15 protein-coding genes are annotated in these 16,529 nt (G+C 60.6%); 2 read left to right on the top strand and 13 right to left on the bottom strand.

The window, feature by feature from the left end:
- Positions 1-7 precede the first annotated feature (7 nt).
- The 13 genes from flgJ to DTP52_RS00110 form a co-directional block, all read right to left on the bottom strand.
- Positions 8-1,312, bottom strand: coding sequence for a flagellar assembly peptidoglycan hydrolase FlgJ (gene flgJ / locus DTP52_RS00170; protein ID WP_109751335.1), 1,305 nt, complete (start codon positions 1,310-1,312; stop codon positions 8-10).
- 10 nt (positions 1,313-1,322) lie between these two features.
- Positions 1,323-2,393 (bottom strand): flagellar basal body P-ring protein FlgI, encoded by a 1,071-nt coding sequence (locus DTP52_RS00165; RefSeq protein WP_162893896.1) that lies wholly within the window; start codon positions 2,391-2,393, stop codon positions 1,323-1,325.
- A 45-nt stretch (positions 2,394-2,438) separates the two neighbouring features.
- A complete protein-coding gene (flgH, locus tag DTP52_RS00160; protein ID WP_109751334.1) occupies positions 2,439-3,134 on the bottom strand; it encodes a flagellar basal body L-ring protein FlgH in 696 nt (231 codons plus the stop codon).
- A gap of 72 nt (positions 3,135-3,206) precedes the next feature.
- The gene (gene flgG, locus DTP52_RS00155) at positions 3,207-3,992 is read right to left on the bottom strand and encodes a flagellar basal-body rod protein FlgG (RefSeq protein ID WP_053146447.1); all 786 of its coding nucleotides are present in this window, start codon (positions 3,990-3,992) and stop codon (positions 3,207-3,209) included.
- 49 nt (positions 3,993-4,041) lie between these two features.
- The gene (locus DTP52_RS00150) at positions 4,042-4,779 is read right to left on the bottom strand and encodes a flagellar basal body rod protein FlgF (protein ID WP_060738660.1); all 738 of its coding nucleotides are present in this window, start codon (positions 4,777-4,779) and stop codon (positions 4,042-4,044) included.
- A 174-nt stretch (positions 4,780-4,953) separates the two neighbouring features.
- Positions 4,954-6,105, bottom strand: a complete 1,152-nt coding sequence (gene rffA, locus DTP52_RS00145; protein WP_109751333.1) for a dTDP-4-amino-4,6-dideoxygalactose transaminase — start codon at positions 6,103-6,105, stop codon at positions 4,954-4,956.
- 51 nt (positions 6,106-6,156) lie between these two features.
- Complete coding sequence (locus DTP52_RS00140) at positions 6,157-6,834, bottom strand: metallophosphoesterase (RefSeq protein WP_109751332.1); 678 nt, start codon at positions 6,832-6,834, stop codon at positions 6,157-6,159.
- Entirely contained in the window at positions 6,815-7,792 is a 978-nt protein-coding gene (locus DTP52_RS00135) for an ATP-grasp domain-containing protein (protein ID WP_109751331.1), read from the bottom strand. Before DTP52_RS00135 ends, DTP52_RS00140 begins: the two co-directional genes overlap by 20 nt.
- Positions 7,789-8,637: an NAD(P)-dependent oxidoreductase gene (locus DTP52_RS00130; protein WP_109751330.1), complete on the bottom strand. Its 849-nt coding sequence runs from the start codon at positions 8,635-8,637 to the stop codon at positions 7,789-7,791. The genes DTP52_RS00135 and DTP52_RS00130 overlap by 4 nt, the downstream gene beginning before the upstream one ends.
- Positions 8,634-9,362, bottom strand: a complete 729-nt coding sequence (locus tag DTP52_RS00125; RefSeq protein WP_109751329.1) for a class I SAM-dependent methyltransferase — start codon at positions 9,360-9,362, stop codon at positions 8,634-8,636. The genes DTP52_RS00130 and DTP52_RS00125 overlap by 4 nt, the downstream gene beginning before the upstream one ends.
- 45 nt (positions 9,363-9,407) lie before the next feature.
- Positions 9,408-12,950 carry a glycosyltransferase gene (locus DTP52_RS00120; protein WP_109751328.1) on the bottom strand — a complete coding sequence of 1,181 codons (3,543 nt, stop codon included), beginning with the start codon at positions 12,948-12,950 and terminating at the stop codon, positions 9,408-9,410.
- Positions 12,951-13,002: 52 nt separating this feature from the next.
- Complete coding sequence (locus DTP52_RS00115) at positions 13,003-13,704, bottom strand: WbqC family protein (RefSeq protein WP_109751327.1); 702 nt, start codon at positions 13,702-13,704, stop codon at positions 13,003-13,005.
- Positions 13,705-13,827: 123 nt separating this feature from the next.
- The gene (locus DTP52_RS00110; RefSeq protein WP_109751826.1) at positions 13,828-15,387 is read right to left on the bottom strand and encodes a sigma-54-dependent transcriptional regulator; all 1,560 of its coding nucleotides are present in this window, start codon (positions 15,385-15,387) and stop codon (positions 13,828-13,830) included.
- Here DTP52_RS00110 and DTP52_RS30995 point away from each other — a divergent pair.
- Both DTP52_RS30995 and phhA read left to right on the top strand, forming a co-directional pair.
- On the top strand, positions 15,386-15,574 hold the full coding sequence (locus DTP52_RS30995) for a hypothetical protein (RefSeq protein WP_146206829.1): 189 nt from the start codon (positions 15,386-15,388) through the stop codon (positions 15,572-15,574). The genes DTP52_RS00110 and DTP52_RS30995 overlap by 2 nt on opposite strands.
- Positions 15,575-15,721: 147 nt before the next feature.
- Positions 15,722-16,507: a phenylalanine 4-monooxygenase gene (gene phhA / locus DTP52_RS00105; RefSeq protein ID WP_053154874.1), complete on the top strand. Its 786-nt coding sequence runs from the start codon at positions 15,722-15,724 to the stop codon at positions 16,505-16,507.
- The last annotated feature ends 22 nt before the right edge of the window (positions 16,508-16,529 follow it).

Raw genomic sequence — 16,529 nt, 5'->3', positions numbered from 1 at the left:
TCAGACCTTATAAAGTCGTGGTGGCGCCTGCAGAAGCGTAGTTTTGGTAACTCGTCATCTGCCGGGCTATGTTCGAAATCTTGCTGGCGTAGTGCGGATCAGTGGCGTAACCGGCTTTCTGCAACTCGCGTACAAACTGTTCCGGGTTATCGGCCGACTTCAACACATCTTGATAGCGACTGTTGCTTTGCAGCAGGTTGACCAAGTCGTGGAAGCTGTCGCGATACGAGGCATAGGAACGGAACTCAGCCGTCTCCTTGACCATCGCGCCATTGCGGAATTCGCTGGTGATCGCCCGCGCCGAATCGCCCTTCCAATTGGCGCTGGCCTTGATGCCGAACAGGTTGTGGCTGCTGCTGCCATCGGGCTGGCGCATGACCGATTTGCCCCAACCGGTTTCCAGGGCAGCCTGGGCCACCAGGTAGCGCGGGTCGACACCGATGCGGTCGGCGGCTTCCTTGGCCATTGGCAGCATGGCGTTGACGAATTCATCGGCATCGCGGAAGGCCTTGCGCGCTGGGGCCAGCGGTGGCTGGGCCACGGCACGACCATAGACCTGCATGTCGCCTTTGGGCTCGGCAGCCTTGAGCGCGGCCAACCAGTCGCCATTGGCCAGTTCGCCGGTGGCCGGCTTGACGGCGGCGATGGTGCGATCCGGCAGCAGGTTCTGTGCGGGCACATCGGTATTGGCCGACGCCGAAGGCACCAGGCCGGCGAGCAGACGGTCAGCCAGTTTCGGCGGCAAGGCCAGGCGGCGCTGGTTGAGCAATTCCATGTCGTTGCGGTGGACACCCTCGGCCCCTTGCGGCGCACTCACGGCCCGCGACGCCCACAATGGACGTTGGCCGCTGGTACGCGACAATGGACCGTCAGTAGGCAGGGTCCCGGCAGCCACCGGTGTCGGCACCGGTGCCTTGGCGACCTTGTCCAGCGCCTCTTGTTGCTTGGCAGCCGACAACGTGGCCGCCTCACCGGGCGCCAGCGGTTTGTTCTTGGACATCTGGCGCAGCAGCACATCGGCCAGGCCGATACCGCCGCCCTCGCGGGACATGGAAACGGCCAATTGCTGGTCGTACATTTCCTGGTATTGCTTGGCCTCGGGCGTATTCATGGGGTTGTCCTTGCCCAAGGCCTCGGTGGCCGAACGCATGGACTTGAGCATTTCGCCGAGAAACAGCGACTCGAATTCCTGCGCCACTTTACGCAGGTTGCCGTCGCTGTTCTTGTCGCCAACCTTGAGCTGGTTCAAGCGGTTCAGGTCCGAGTAGGAACCCGAATCCCCGCTGATCAAAGCGCCCTTGCGCATATCCATGGCTCGCCCCTCAAATCACGATCAGGTCGGCTTGCAACGCGCCGGCCTGCTTCAAGGCTTCGAGGATCGCCATCAAGTCGCCCGGCGCCGCGCCGACCTGGTTCACCGCCCGGACGATTTCATCCAGGGTGGTGCCCGGGCCGAACTTGAACATCGGCTTGGCTTCCTGTTCGGCATTGACCCGCGAACGCGGGACCACGGCGGTCTGGCCGTTGGACAGCGGCCCCGGCTGGCTGACGATCGGGTCTTCGGTGATGGTCACCGTCAGGCTGCCGTGGGTCACGGCGGCCGGAGATACCTTGACGTTCTGGCCGATCACGATGGTGCCGGTGCGCGAATTGATGATGACTTTCGCCACCGCCTGGCCCGGATCGACCTCAAGGTTTTCCAGGATCGACAGATAGTCGACTCGCTGGCTCGGATCCAGCGGCGCAGTGACGCGGATCGAGCCACCGTCAATGGCCTGGGCCACGCCCGGGCCAAGCATGTCGTTGATCTTGTCGACGATGCGCTTGGCGGTGGTGAAGTCGGAACGGTTGAGGTTCAGCGTCAGGCTGTTGCCCTGGTTGAAACCGCTCGGCACCGAACGCTCTACCATCGCACCACCAGGGATTCGACCCGCCGACGGAACGTTGACGGTGATCTTCGAACCATCGCGCCCCTCGGCATCGAAACCACCCACCACCAGGTTGCCCTGGGCGATGGCGTAGACGTTGCCGTCGATACCCTTGAGTGGCGTCAGCAGCAAGGTGCCGCCGCGCAGGCTCTTGGAGTTACCGATGGACGAGACGGTGATATCCACCTGCTGGCCAGGCTTGGCGAACGCCGGCAGATCGGCACTGATCGACACCGCCGCGACGTTCTTCAGCTGTACGTTGCCGGAACCGGCCGGCACCTTGATGCCGAACTGCGACAACATGTTGTTGAAGGTCTGCAGGGTGAACGGGGTCTGGGTGGTCTGGTCGCCGGTGCCGTTGAGCCCCACAACCAGGCCGTAGCCGATCAACTGGTTGGAACGCACGCCGGAAATGCTGGCGATGTCCTTCAAGCGCTCGGCCTGAGCGGTAAAGGCCGCCGACATCAGCAGGGCACCGATCAACAGCTGCTTAAGATTCAACTGGGCCACCTAGAAAGGGAACTTCGGGCTGAGGAAGAAACGGTCGAACCAACCCGGCTGACTCGCATCGGCAAAGGCACCGGTACCTGAGTAAGTGATACGGGCATCGGCCACGCGGGTCGAGGAAACGGTGTTATCGGTAGCGATGTCGTCGGCGCGAACCATGCCGGCGATGCGCACTAGCTCGTCACCGGTGTTGAGGGTCAGCCACTTCTCGCCGCGCACGACGATGATGCCGTTGGGCAGCACATCGGCAACGGTCACGGTGATCGAACCGGTCAGGCTGTTGCTCTGGCCGGACTTGCTATCGCCCTTGGTGGCCCGATCAGAGTTGTACCCGGCGTTGAGGCTCAGGTCATTGCTCCCGATCGGGTTGTTGGTGGTCAGGCTGGAGCCGAACAGCGAGGTCAGGCCGACGCTGGTCTCGCTGGTCTTATCGATCTGCGAGTTGGCGTTCTTGCTGGCCTGGGTCCGCTCGTTCAGGGTGATGGTGATAATGTCACCGACCCGGAAGGCCTTGCGGTCGCTGTACAGGTTCTGTTCGAAACCGGCCTGGTAGATCGAGCCATTGTTGGCCGCAGCCGGCAACGGCGTACGCGGCAACACCGGGGCGTAATACGGGTCATTGGGCCTGGGTGTCGGTGCGACACAGCCCGCGAGTGCGGTGATCCCACTCAGTGCCAGAACAGATGCGAAGCGTTTCATGACCCTACCTCTTGGTGTTGCAGGCGACCCTGGGGCCGCCCTGTCTACGTAATGACGGACGTTGCGACGCGATTACAGGTTCTGCGTAACGAACGAGAGCATCTGGTCGGCGGTGGAAATCACCTTGGAGTTCATCTCGTAGGCACGCTGGGTGGTGATCATGTTGACCATCTCCTCGACGGTGCTCACGTTGGATGTTTCCAGGGTGTTCTGCAGCGTGGTGCCGAAACCGTTCAGGCCCGGGGTGCCGACTTGCGGCGCGCCACTTGCGGCGGTTTCCAGGAACAGGTTGTTGCCCACCGCTTGCAGGCCGGCCGGGTTGATGAAGTCGGCGGTCTGCAGGTTGCCGATCACCTGGGCGGCCGGGTTGCCCGCCACGGTGATGGATACGGTGCCGTCACGGCCCACGGTAAAGGTCTGGGCATCGTTCGGGATGATGATGGCCGGCTCCAGGGCGAAACCGCTGGCGTTGACGATCTGGCCATTGGAGTCGAGGTGGAAGGTACCGTCACGGGTGTAGGACGTGGTGCCGTCCGGCTGCAGGATCTGGAAGAAACCGCGACCGTCGATGGCCATGTCCAGCGGCTGCTCGGTGGTTTGCAGGCTGCCGGCGTTGAAGTTTTTCTGGGTGCCGACGATGCGTACACCGGTACCCACTTGCAGGCCCGACGGCAATTCGCTGTCCTGGGTCGACTGGGCACCAGGCTGGCGTTTTACCTGATACAGCAGGTCCTGGAACTCGGCGCGATCACGTTTGAAACCCGTGGTCGAGACGTTCGCCAGGTTGTTGGAAATGGTCGTCAGGTTGGTGTCCTGGGCGGACAGACCTGTTTTGGCAACCCATAGAGCCGGAAGCATTCGATTCTCCTCGTACGCCTGTTTTTCGGCGCGACGCTTTAATTAATGGTTAGATCTGCAAGACCCGAGCCATGGCCTCGTCGCCTTCTTTGGCGGTGTTCATCATCTTGACGTGAAGCTCGAACTGCTTGGCCAGGGCCAGCACCGAGGTCATTTCATCCACTGCATTGACGTTGCTCGCCTCCTGGAAGCCCGACACCAACTGCACGTTGGCATCGATGGGCGCCGGCTGGCCATCCTTGGTACGGATCGAACCGTCCAGGCCCTTGGTCATGTTCTTGAGATCCGGGTTGACCAGCTTGATGCGGTCCACTTCAGCCATCACCCGCGGGCCTTCGCCCATGGCGCGGATGCTGATGGTGCCGTCCTGGCCGATTTCGATTTTCTGCTCGGGCGGCACGGCGATCGGACCGCCGTTGCCCATCACTGGCATGCCGTTGCCGGCGCGCAGCACGCCCAGGGCGTCGACGTTGAGGCTTCCTGTGCGCACGTAGCTTTCGCCGCCGTCAGGGTTCTGCACGGCCATCCAGCCTGGGCCGCTGACCGCGACGTCGAGGTCACGACCGGTTTCCACCAGCGCCCCCGGGGTGAAGTCCGTGGCAGGCCGTTCGGACAGGGCAAAGGCCCGCGCCGGAAAGCTGTCGCCAAACACCGGCATCGAGCGAGCCTGCTCCAGGTCTTTCTGAAAACCATTGGTGGAGATGTTCGCCAGGTTGTTGGCATGGGCCCGTTGCGCCAGTGCGTTCTGGCTGGCGCCGGTCATTGCCACATAAAGGTACTTGTCCACTGTCGTTCCTCTGCATGCCGGACGTTTGCCGTCCACTGCTGTGTTGCACAGCCTTAAGCAATTTGCAGACCAACTTTTTTCTGGCGGGCCCAGGCCCTGAAAACAAAGGGCTCTGGGTATTCAGGGGGCACTGTCGAGTTGTGTCGAAGACGAAAAACCGGCGGTGTCATGCCGCTAAGTGGCAAGGCCTGCCAAAGCACTGCCGAGAACATCCACCACCCGGTCCTGCTGCTCAGTGGTCAAACCGAGCCACATTGGCAAACGCAACAGGCGCTCGGAGTAACCATCAGTGATATCCATCGAGCCGTGCGCACGCCCATAGCGTGCGCCCCCAGGCGATGAATGCAGCGGCACGTAATGGAACACTGCGTAGATTGCGTGGTTCTTGAGTACCTCGAGAACAGCCTGGCGCTCCACTCCAGGGGCGAGGAGTACGTAATACATGTGCGCGTTGTGCTGGCAATTTTCAGGCACTATCGGACGTCGCAATACCCCTTGCCGCTCAAGCCCTGCCAGAGCCGCATGATAATTGTCCCAGATCGCCAGGCGGCGATTGGTGATGGCTTGAGCGTCTTCCAACTGGGCCCAGAGGAAGGCCGCGGTCATTTCTCCGGGTAGAAACGAGGAGCCCACCTCTTGCCAGGTATATTTGTCCACCTCGCCCCTGAAGAATCGACTGCGATCGGTACCTTTCTCCCGGATGATCTCGGCTCGCAATGCCATGACTGGGTCATTGGCCAGCAAGGCCCCGCCCTCCCCCGAAATGACATTCTTGGTTTCGTGGAAGCTGAACGCCCCAAGGTCACCGATACTGCCCAGCGCTCGGCCGTTATAGGTTGACATCACTCCTTGCGCAGCATCTTCGACCACGGCCAGTCCGTACTTGCGCGCAATGGCCATGATCGTGTCCATCTCGCAGGCCACACCGGCGTAATGGACAGGCACGATCGCCTTGGTCCGTGACGTGATCGCCGCCTCGATCAGGCGCTCGTCCAGGTTCAGGGTATCGGGACGTATATCGACGAAGACTGGCACCGCGCCACGCAATACGAAAGCATTGGCCGTGGAGACGAAGGTATAGGAAGGCAAGATGACTTCGTCGCCCGGCTGGATGTCCAGCAGCAAGGCCGCCATTTCCAGCGCAGCGGTACAGGAGTGGGTGAGCAATGCCTTGTTGCATCCCGTTTGCGACTCCAGCCAGCGGTGACAACGCTTGGTGAATGGGCCATCACCGGCGAGCATGTTGCCGAACTTGGCCTGGGCAATGTAATCCAGCTCTTTGCCGGTCATATACGGGCGGTTGAATAATATCGTTTCATTGCTCATTGCAAACTTCCCTGGGTGGGCATGGTAATTAGTGGCGCACAGCACAAAACCTCAAACCGCACTGATCCGCCCACCTATCTGACTGCCTGTATCAAGATTTTCGTAGAAGTACGGGGTGAACCCGGCCCTCTGCATTGCCTGCTGGGTTTCACCAATATCGTATTCAATCCGATGCAGGGCGAAGACTTCACCGTCCCAGGTCGCGAAACCTGCCCGCGCATCACCATCACGTGGCTGGCCGACTGAACCGGGGTTGCAATAGACCTTGTCCTCGCCACGCCACAAGTACTGGACATGGGTATGGCCGGATGCGAAGTACCGGCCAGGCAACGGCGCGAAATACGCTAGTGATGGCCGCACATATTCATCCAGCGGATCGTTCCAGCCGCCGTGGACAATGCTCAATCCATGCTGGATCGAGCGCTCCGGAAGCGATCCCAACCAGGCCAGGTTCCGCGCAGTGATGATGCCCTGTTGATAGTCCAGGCAAGCATTGGCGCTATTGGAACGGGGGCATCGCTCATTCCTGGCCAGATACCAGTCATGATTGCCCATTACGGAGAAGATGTTTCGCTCGCGCAGGGCCTCGCAACACTCGTTGACTTGGCTGTAATAACCGGCCGTGTCACCCAGACAGATAATCTGCGACACACCCAGTTCATCTAGTTTGGCAAGCACTGTCCGCAGGGCACTGTAATTGCCATGTACGTCAGAAATGATTCCGATCATAGACAATGAAATCCTCTATATAACGAACAGCGAAACCACTACGAATGGTTGTCTGGGCCGGTGTCTTGCCATCGAGGTAGTAATCCAGGCACATGGCGGCTTCGTTGTAACCAAATGCGCGACGTATCGAACTGGTCGAGGATATTCGTGGATTGATCTCAAGCAGGCTCCAGGAGCCGTCGCTGCCACGCCGGAACTGCAAGTTGGTCGGCCCCACCGGTTTGAAGGCACGGCACAGTCTGCTAACCACCTGGTCCAGTGAGTCATCCTGGTACACCCAAGCCTTGGCGGTGGAGCCGTCTGAGGCCAGCTTGCGCTGGAAAGCGATGATCGGCCCCGTGTCGCCACGGCCATCGCCAAACGCTGCCACGGTGAATTCGTCGGCCGCGCTGCCAATGATGGGTTGCGCCATGAGGTAATCACCGAGCAGTGCCGCGTGAGGCGTAAAATCACGCTCGTCGCGAACCCAGACCAACCCTTTGGAGGCGTAGCTTCTACGCGGTTTGAGCAGAAACGGCAGGCCCAGGGCAGCCTTGAGTGAGTGAAAATCACCCGACAGCAAGGTGGGAATACGACTGGCATCCTCCAGCGCCAGCAGCGCTTGGTGCATCGCCCACTTATCCTTGGAAAGGTCGATCAATTCCTGGTTGTTGAGCACGACCTGACAATCGAATGCCGCCAACAACGCTCGGTTGTCCGACAGCCAATGGACATCCTGTTCAATCCCGGGAATCAGCAGGTCAACCTTGTGCCTGGCCAGCGTATCGCCCAACCACTGGCCGTAGCCTGGGTCAGCGGTCAAAGGGGCCTGCACGAACACATCGCTCCAGCCGCGACCGACAGCGTCGTCGTAGATATCCGTGCCGACCAGCCGAACAGAGGGGGCCGCCTCGCGCAACGACTTGAGCAGGCCGTAGCCCATGATGGCGCCTACGCCAGTCACCATGACGGTCTTCATGACAGATTCTCCCGGTGCGCCCTCATCAGCTCAAAGCCCCGGCGAACATCTATTCGCGGAGTAAAACCTATTTGCTCGTACAGCTGATGCGCGCAGTCAAAGGGCGGCAGATCGGGAATATCGCTTTTTTCCGGTAGGAAGCGGACATCCACCGGCTTGCCAAACGCCTCGAATGCGGCCTGGGCAATTTCGGAAAGACGGAGAGATTCGGGATGGCCGCAGTTGTACAAACCAGCAACGCCCCGTTCTGCCAGCCGCGCGCAAACCTCGGCAAGATCACTCAGATGCACGTAGTTGCGCCTGGCGTCGTTGCTGCCATACAGCTCGACGGTTCGCCCTACCTGCGCCTTGTCGGCGATGGCGTATAACAACGGCTGATGAAGTCTGCACTGCCCACCGTCATCGTAGACCTGACTGATACGCAGGACAGTCAACGCCATACCGCGTTCCTGGCAATACAGGCTCGCTACTTCCTCGGCATGGCGCTTGGACAGCGAGTAGATGCCAAAGTAGGGATCCGTCGTCTGGTCGCAGGCCGAACGCGACGACAACAAAATAAAATGACGCGCCCCGCATTGTTCGGCCAGGCGGCAGGCCGCCAATGCACCGACACTGTTGACCAGTTCGGCGCGAACCAGGTCATCTGGCTGACGGCCGCCGAAATCGGCAGCGGCCAGCACGACGACGTCGAAGTGCTCGTCGCAAGCGCAGGGCACCGGGCTGCTCAAGTCAAAGGTGATATCCGCCTCCCGGCGCCCCGCCAACTTGACCGGCCCACAGCGCGACAACGCTTGGGCGACCGCCTTGCCTACGACCGAGGTACTTCCGATGACCAGGCTTTTCATAAATCGGCGACTGTCGCTTCGAGCATCAGCGCACAACTCAGCTCTGGGTAATCGATGCCCACGGTGCACATGGCTTGAATGATGTCCGGGCCCAAGTTCAAGTCTTTCAATTGTCCAGTGGTGAAGGGCTTGAGAAACACACCTTCCTTGCGCACTACCTGGAGCCCGGCGGCTTCCAGTTCAGCGGTCAAGGTCTGTAGCGAGTAGCTGCGCACATGACCCAGTTCCAGATCGCCACGCCCCAGCGCCATCATGTCGTCAAGCAGTCCGGCGGCATGACCGAACCGCCGATGCAGGGACTCGCCATTCGGCACCAGCACGAAGCAACGACCACCCGGTGCAAGAAAGCGCTTGAACCTTTGCAGTACGGTTTGAGGGTCATCGACATGTTCAAGGACAAACCCCATCACGATGAGATCGAAACGCTTGTCGGTGTCGAATGTCTCGAAATAACTTTCGACGACCGCAGCCGTATTGTCCGGGTACTGGGCCTTGAACTGGGCGATCACCGATGCGGAGCCATCGATGACTGTGTGTTCACTGAAGAACTGCGAGAAGCGGTGGGTGCTGAAACCATGGCCAACACCGAGTTCCAGCAGGCTTTCCCCCTGGGTACACAGCGCCATGATGCGTTGGGGATACCAATTGAGAATGATGTTGTTGTCATACGAGTAGCCAAAGCTGTCGCTGTAGGCCGCGATGAAGGTATCGAGATCGTTGCTCATGTCACATGCACTCCGCTGGGCGGCCAAGGTAGTCATTAGTACACATCAATCGGCCAACCAGGCCCGTCGCCAGGCGTCCAGGCGCTCGCCTTCGAGCAGCCACTGCGCCCGCACCGTCGACTGCAAGGCATCCCCCAGCGTCGCGGAGGCCTCACGGTCTTCCAGATGCAAGCGAATCGCCCGAATCCAGTCTTGCGCCTCATTACTGACCCGGGACAACGGCAATACCTCGCCGCCGACAAAACCCGGCACCCGGCTGCAAATGACCGGATGGCCGCACGCGGCATGCTGCAGGACACGCAGGTCACCCGAGCAGGCATTGCCCAGGGTTTCAGCCATGGGTACCAGCGCAAGATCCAGATTCAAGGCTGCCATGGCCCCAGCCAACTGCTGCTGCGCGACAGCTGGGTGCAGTTCCTTCAGAAAAGGCTGCAGTGACGCGGGGCACTCGCCGAGCACCACCCAGTCAACTTCGCCAGCGAACACGGGCAGCACGTCGGCCAGCAGTTGGGTATCCTTGCCGCCCAGCCAGCCCAGGCGCGGCTTGGCCCCCGTGCGGCGCTTGCTTTGTACACGCCCCCAGGCGGCCGGCAGCAGGGTTTCCAGCACGCGGATGTCGTCATGCTGGCCCTGCAACAGCTCGGCCAGCGCCGGCGTGGGGACCAACACCCGATCAGCCTGCAACATCCCGAACCGCAGGCGCTCCAGCAGCTCATCGGTGGAGTAATCGCCTTTCAATTCCATCTGCGGCAGATAACCGTCCAGATCGTAGACCGTGAACGCCTTGGAAAACGCTCTCAAGCGGCTCAGGGCCAATAGCCCGGCGTCATCCAGAGGGCGCTGCAACACCACGGTGGTCGGCGCCAGGCGTTCGATCTCCACCGGCGACAGCAAACTCGAAACAGCCGCGCCTTCGATCTGCCCCGTTTCAAGCAATGTGCTGAACGGCTGAACCAGTCGCGAGTATGCCCCCACCTGCTGTTCAGTGACGCAGACCAGCACCCTTGGCACGCTGCCTTGTAGCGGATACCAGCACAGGTCGGTGTTTTCCCGGGCAAAACCCTCGCCGGCGCGCAGCGAAAAGTTGGCATTGTAGGCAGGGTCGCGGGCCAACTGCGGCAACCAGCGCGCGAGCATGGCGTCCTCTTGCTCGTTACTTGCACGGGTATCTGGCACAGCGTCGATTAACAGACGTGCGTAAGGCGTCCAGACGTTCAGGTAACCCGCCTGCTGCAGCTTCAGACACAGGTCAACGTGTGCCCAGGGCGCCAGCAACGGATCGGTGTCGAAGCCATCGGCCTCAAGGAAAAGCGCTCGCCGCAGCATCAGGCATTCACCGCCCACGGCGGAGCAGTTCTGCTCAAGCTCAAGCCGTCCCATGTAACCCTCCGCCTGGGACGACAAGCCTTCAAAAGCCCGACCGACAATCCCCCCCTGCCCCAACACCAGGCCCGCCTGGCGTATGCGCCCCTGGCTATCCTGCAGCTTGCCTCCCACGGCGCCGACTTCCGGGCGCTGGGCATGATTGAGCAAAGCTTGCAGCCACCCTGGCTCAAGCACAGTGCTTTGCGCATCGAGCCAGAGTAGATACTCGCCACGTGCCTCCTGCGCCGCCGCATTGCACATGGCCGCACGAGACTGCCCCGGCATGAATCGCAACACCTGGAAGCGGCCTTCCCCCATCTCCTCGACCAGCCCCAGCCACTCCAGCAACGCGGGGTCGTCGCCGCCCGGCTCAATCAGCAAGACTTCGAAGTCCACAGCATTGGTCTGTATCAACAGGCTTTCCAGGCAACGCTGGAACTGTCCCAATTGTCCATCCAGGTAAATCAGAATACTGACCGAGGCCTGCCGCTCGTGGCCATAGTCGATGCGATAGCGGCCCGGCTCCTTTTCCAGTGCAATCGCTTGCGCCTGAGCGTAGCCACGCTCTTGCAGGTGCGCATCAATGACCGCCCGCTCATCAGCGCATTGTGACTGCCGCACGTCGTTGGCGATCAGCAGGGGTTCGCTGACATGTCCGATACTCGCCACCCCGTGCTCGCTGATCAGGCGCAGTTGGTAGGCCAATTCAAAGGCGTCACCGCAAGCATTGTCAAAACCGCTCAAGCGCACCAGCGACTCACGGCGGTACATCCAGTGCCGGGAAAGACTGGCCGGGAACGCCAAGAGCAGATCCAGATTCAGATCGGGCCGCAACGAGAGGTTGACCACCCCTCCCATGCGCAGCGCCTCGTCGGCGTATACCGCCAGGCAACTGTCAGGCGCTTCAAGCAGATTCTGAGCCGTCACCAGCAACCCCGCCGCGACAAACTCCTCCCCCGCCTCGACCAACATGAACCAGTCGCTCTGGACGCTCTCGAGCAAACCATTGATCGCGGCCGCAGGTAGCTTCGGATCACACGCCAACCATTGAACGTTGGCACGTCCCGGGTCAGCATCACCCATCACGCACACATGGATGCGTTGGTACAACTGTCGATCCAGGCTGTCCAGGGTGTGAGCCAGGGCCAATTGATTGCCGTCATCGCGAACCAGGACCGTGAAGGCAGGTGCCGCCGGGTTCGCCAACCGTTCATTGACCAGACGCAACTGCTGCGCCGTAGGGTAGCGTTGGCGCAACCAGTCGAGCGCCCCCAGACGGTTGCCGACCGCCTCACGAGCGGCAGTCGCCTGGGTTTTGGCAATGAATACGTCCAGTTGCTGCCAGAAAGACGCGGTGCGTTCAACGTAACGTTGCAGCGCGTCACCGAGACTTGCCCGCGCATGTCCCAACGGGTCCGGCTGATCGAGCATGGCAAAACCGACACTGCCGAAGAAACTGGTGTCGAGCAGTGGCTGGTCGACGCCATGCCCCGGAATGAAGATCACCGGACAGCCACACAGCACGGCCATGACGCAGGTCATTGACCACTCGTAGCTGTACATCACCTCGGCATTGCGCAGCAGCTCGGCCAGCTCAGGCAGGGCCAGGGGATTGGCCATGCTCAGCAGACGGATATCCGCCGGCAGTTGCGAGTAGTCGATCTGATCCAACGGGTGGCGGTTCTGGTAGAGATAGCTGCCCTTGCGCACGGCGCCAGCGCCCACCGTCGAGAACATTTCGATATCGATCGCCGGCAGGCACAGCAAATCACCGTCATGGTCGCCACGGTGCTCGGCGAGTCGGGCTGCGTAATAGAAAAACAAGTCGGTGGGCGCGGCGTCCATGCCTTTTCCCGTGAGAAACCCCTCGAAATTCAGTAGGAAACGCGCCACGACCGAACAGTTGAGCGGATTGCCGGGGAACACCTCGGGATAAACCGCGATTGGCACCTTGCCCGCGGCGATATGGCGCTGTTTGATTGCCGAATTGATCACCGGGGTCTTGAGGTTTGGATTGACTACCTCGGTGCCGCAGATGTAGGCCTCACGCCCACTGAGATTGAGCATATGGCAGAGGTAGTGCAGCGAGACGACGCCCGACGACGATTCACGGTAAGCAGGCGCCAGGAAGTAGTAAGGATGCTCGGGTTTGGCATACATCAGCCGCAGACGCGCCAACGCCTGTTCGAACGAGTAAGCGTCCATCTGCGAAAGGTTCGACATCGGGTGCAGTCTCCAGAATCAAGTCAAAAGGGTTGTCAGTGGCAAGGCCCGCTCAGGCAGCCCTTTTATTCAGAAAAGCCGATGCATCCGCGCCGGTATTGAACAACAGGTCGATGACGCTGACCGCGTGCTGGAAGTCGCCGTACACCTGCGGATACTCGGGATAGCCGGCATAGCTCATGTACGACACGGCAATCCCTTCGGCGGCGAACGCCGCTTCGTCGAGGTAGTGACTGGCCGCCGGCCCAGAGAGGTATTCGTTGGCCCCGAGGGCCTGGCATAGATGGATCAGGCGTTCATTCTTGCCCTCTACGCCCCCCAGATCCTCGGAACGGTGAAGCGGCGTATGGATGCCCAGCAGGGGGCACAAACCGGCGATGAACAGGTGGTTGATGCGGGACAGATGGGTGAGGTCGGCAGCCTGCTCGTAGAGCGCGCGAATCGGCGCCTCCATCTGGGTAAAGCACGGTGCGCGCCGGTAGCTCTGCTCAATGGTCTTCCAGTGCGCCGCGGCCCAATCCGGGCTGCTGACCTGGACTTCGTTGATCAACTGTCCGAGACGGCCCTTCTTCCTGACCGCAATACTCAGCCAATGCTCACCCTGGGCAGTCTTGATCTTGTTGCGGTTGCGCCAGTCACTCCGGGTGTACTGGACATCGTCGTACAGGATGAACGCGTCGACGCTGCGGATCAGATCGAAATAGCCCTTCCAGGGAATGTAATTCGACTGCACCACAGCTATCTTCTTTTGCATCCTGAACCTCACATACGCAGCGGGAATCGGGGCTCTGCCCTTGTCAAAAAATCGCCACCAAATATGAATAAGCGTGGACAGTTCTCGATGTAGCAAATCCCATACCAGCGAAAACAATGCCCGCTAAGGCGCAGCTTTGCCCACCTCGTACTCCCGCAACTTATTGGCGATGGTGGTGTGGGAAACCCCCAGCCGCTTGCCCAATTGCCGACTGCTGGGATGTTCGGAGTAAAGACGTTCCAGCACCGCTTTCTCAAAACGCCCAACGATCTCGTCCAATCCGCCCTCGAGGGAAAAATCGCCAAGGGGTTGGCGCACGCCGTAGTCCGGCAGGCGAATATGCTCGGCTTTCACCGTCCCGCCGTCGCACAGGGAAACGGCCTGGAACAGTACGTTTTCCAATTGCCGGACATTGCCCGGCCAGTGGTAGTGACTCAGACGCTCCATCGCCGCCGGCGCCAGCCTGGGCAGCGCACAGCCGATCTGGCGGCTGGCCTGGTCGAGGAAGTGCTCCACCAGCGGCGCCAGGCCATCGAGGCATTCGCGCAGCGGCGGGATGTGCAAGGAAAGGACGTTCAAGCGGTGGTACAAGTCCTGACGGAATTCTCCCCGGGCACAGAGTTCGGACAAATCCACCTGGGTAGCGCAGATCACCCGGACGTCCAGGTACACCTCTTCATCGCTGCCTACGCGACGGAAGCAGCCGTCCTGCAGAAAGCGCAGCAGTTTCACTTGCAGGCGCGGGCTCATCTCCCCGACGCCATCGAGGAACAACGTTCCCCCGGCAGTCAGTTCCAGCAGGCCAAGCTTGCCTTCGGCCCGGGCACCTTCGAAAGCACCGGGGCCGTAGCCGAACAGTTCGGTCTCGGCCATGGACTCCGGCAACCCGGCACAGTTGAGCGCCATCAATGGCGATTGCCCGCGCGGACTGGCCAGGTGACAGGCGCGTGCCAGCAATTCCTTACCGGTGCCGGTTTCGCCTTCTATCAACAGCGGCGCGTCCAGCGGTGCCATACGCCGGGCCTCACGCACTACCGCCGCCATCACCTTGGAACTCTGGAAAATACTGTCGAAGCCGCGAAGCTCCTGTTTGCGCACGTTATAGATTCGCTCGCCGACCCGGTCGGCCCGGTGCAACGTCAGTACCGCGCCGGCCATGGCCTCGCTGTCGTCGTGCTCCGATTGCAACGGGGCGATGTCGGCCAGGAACACATCGCCCTTGACCTTGACCCGCAGCCCGTTGATCCGCGACTGGTTGGCGCGCACCAGTTCAGGCAAATCGAAATCCTCGGCGTAGCGGGACAGTGGAATCCCGGGCACCTCGTCCACCCGCACCCCGAGCAACTGCGCCGCCGCCCGGTTGGCCGCGACGATGGAGCCGCCCATGTCGATGGACAGCACCGGAAACTCCAAGGCACCGAGCAGGGCATTGAGCTCCATGTGCCGACGCTCGCTAGGCATTAATCCTACGCGCTTGACGCCAAATACCCCGGCGATGCCTTCGAATTTCGGACGTAGCGCCTGGAACTGAATGTTGATCAGGTTCGGGCAATGCAGGTAGATCGCGTTGCCATGCTCACCCCCGACCTCGCCCCGGGCAACGTTGATGCCGTACTCCACCAGCAGGTTGAGGATGTCTCGCAGGATGCCGATGCGGTTTTGGCAATGGACTTTGATGCGCATGAAAAGGCCCGATATCGATGTGTATGCAAGCATGGGGAGGAGGTTGCTGCGCAGCCAGCGCAAGCAAGCTTCCTCGCCACAAGGTTTTCTGCATGGCAGCGCAAATAAACGTCAAGATTATGTGACAGCTGTAGGCCATTTCCCAGCTGAAAATCTCGACAACACTGGAGTACCGCCCAATACGTAACGAAAACTTTACGAATTCATGCCTTTATCGCAATCCATCCCTTCGTCTGCCTGCTGCACACATCCCTGCTTCGAGTTATCTCTAATGCATCGCTGGACATAAAAACAAACAGCCTTCCCCCCTGAGGGAAATCAGCAGGAGAGCAGCATGAAGCAGACGCAGTACGTGGCCCGCGAGCCCGATGCGCAAGGTTTTATCCACTACCCCGCCGAAGAACATGCGGTGTGGAACACGCTGATCACCCGCCAGCTGAAAGTCATCGAAGGCCGCGCGTGCCAGGAATACCTGGACGGCATCGACAAGCTTGGCCTGCCCCACGACCGTATCCCGCAACTGGGCGAAATCAACAAGGTGCTGGGCGAGACCACGGGTTGGCAAGTCGCCCGGGTGCCGGCCTTGATCCCCTTCCAGACCTTCTTCGAACTGCTCGCCAGCAAGCAGTTTCCGGTAGCGACCTTTATTCGTACCCGCGAAGAACTGGACTACCTGCAAGAACCTGACATTTTCCACGAGATTTTTGGCCACTGTCCGCTGTTGACCAACCCCTGGTTTGCCGAATTCACCCACACCTACGGCAAACTCGGCCTACAGGCCTCCAAGGAAGAACGCGTCTATCTGGCGCGCCTGTATTGGATGACCATCGAGTTCGGCCTGGTGGAGACCCCGCAGGGCCGGCGCATCTACGGTGGCGGCATCCTGTCTTCGCCCAAGGAAACCGTTTACTGCCTGTCGGACGAGCCTGAACACCAGCCTTTTGATCCGTTGGAAGCGATGCGCACGCCGTATCGCATCGACATCCTGCAACCGGTGTATTTCGTGCTGCCCGAGCTCAAGCGCCTGTTCGACCTGGCCCACGAAGACATCATGGGCATGGTCAAGCGCGGTCGGGAACTGGGCTTGCACGCCCCGAAATTCCCACCCAAGGCAGCGTGAACCGCGTCTTTTAATCTCAATT

The organism is Pseudomonas sp. 43mfcvi1.1, assembly GCF_900115935.1.
GTDB lineage: Bacteria > Pseudomonadota > Gammaproteobacteria > Pseudomonadales > Pseudomonadaceae > Aquipseudomonas > Aquipseudomonas bijieensis.
The sequence above is the reverse complement of the archived record's forward strand: the minus strand, read 5'-3'. Positions and strand labels throughout refer to the sequence as shown.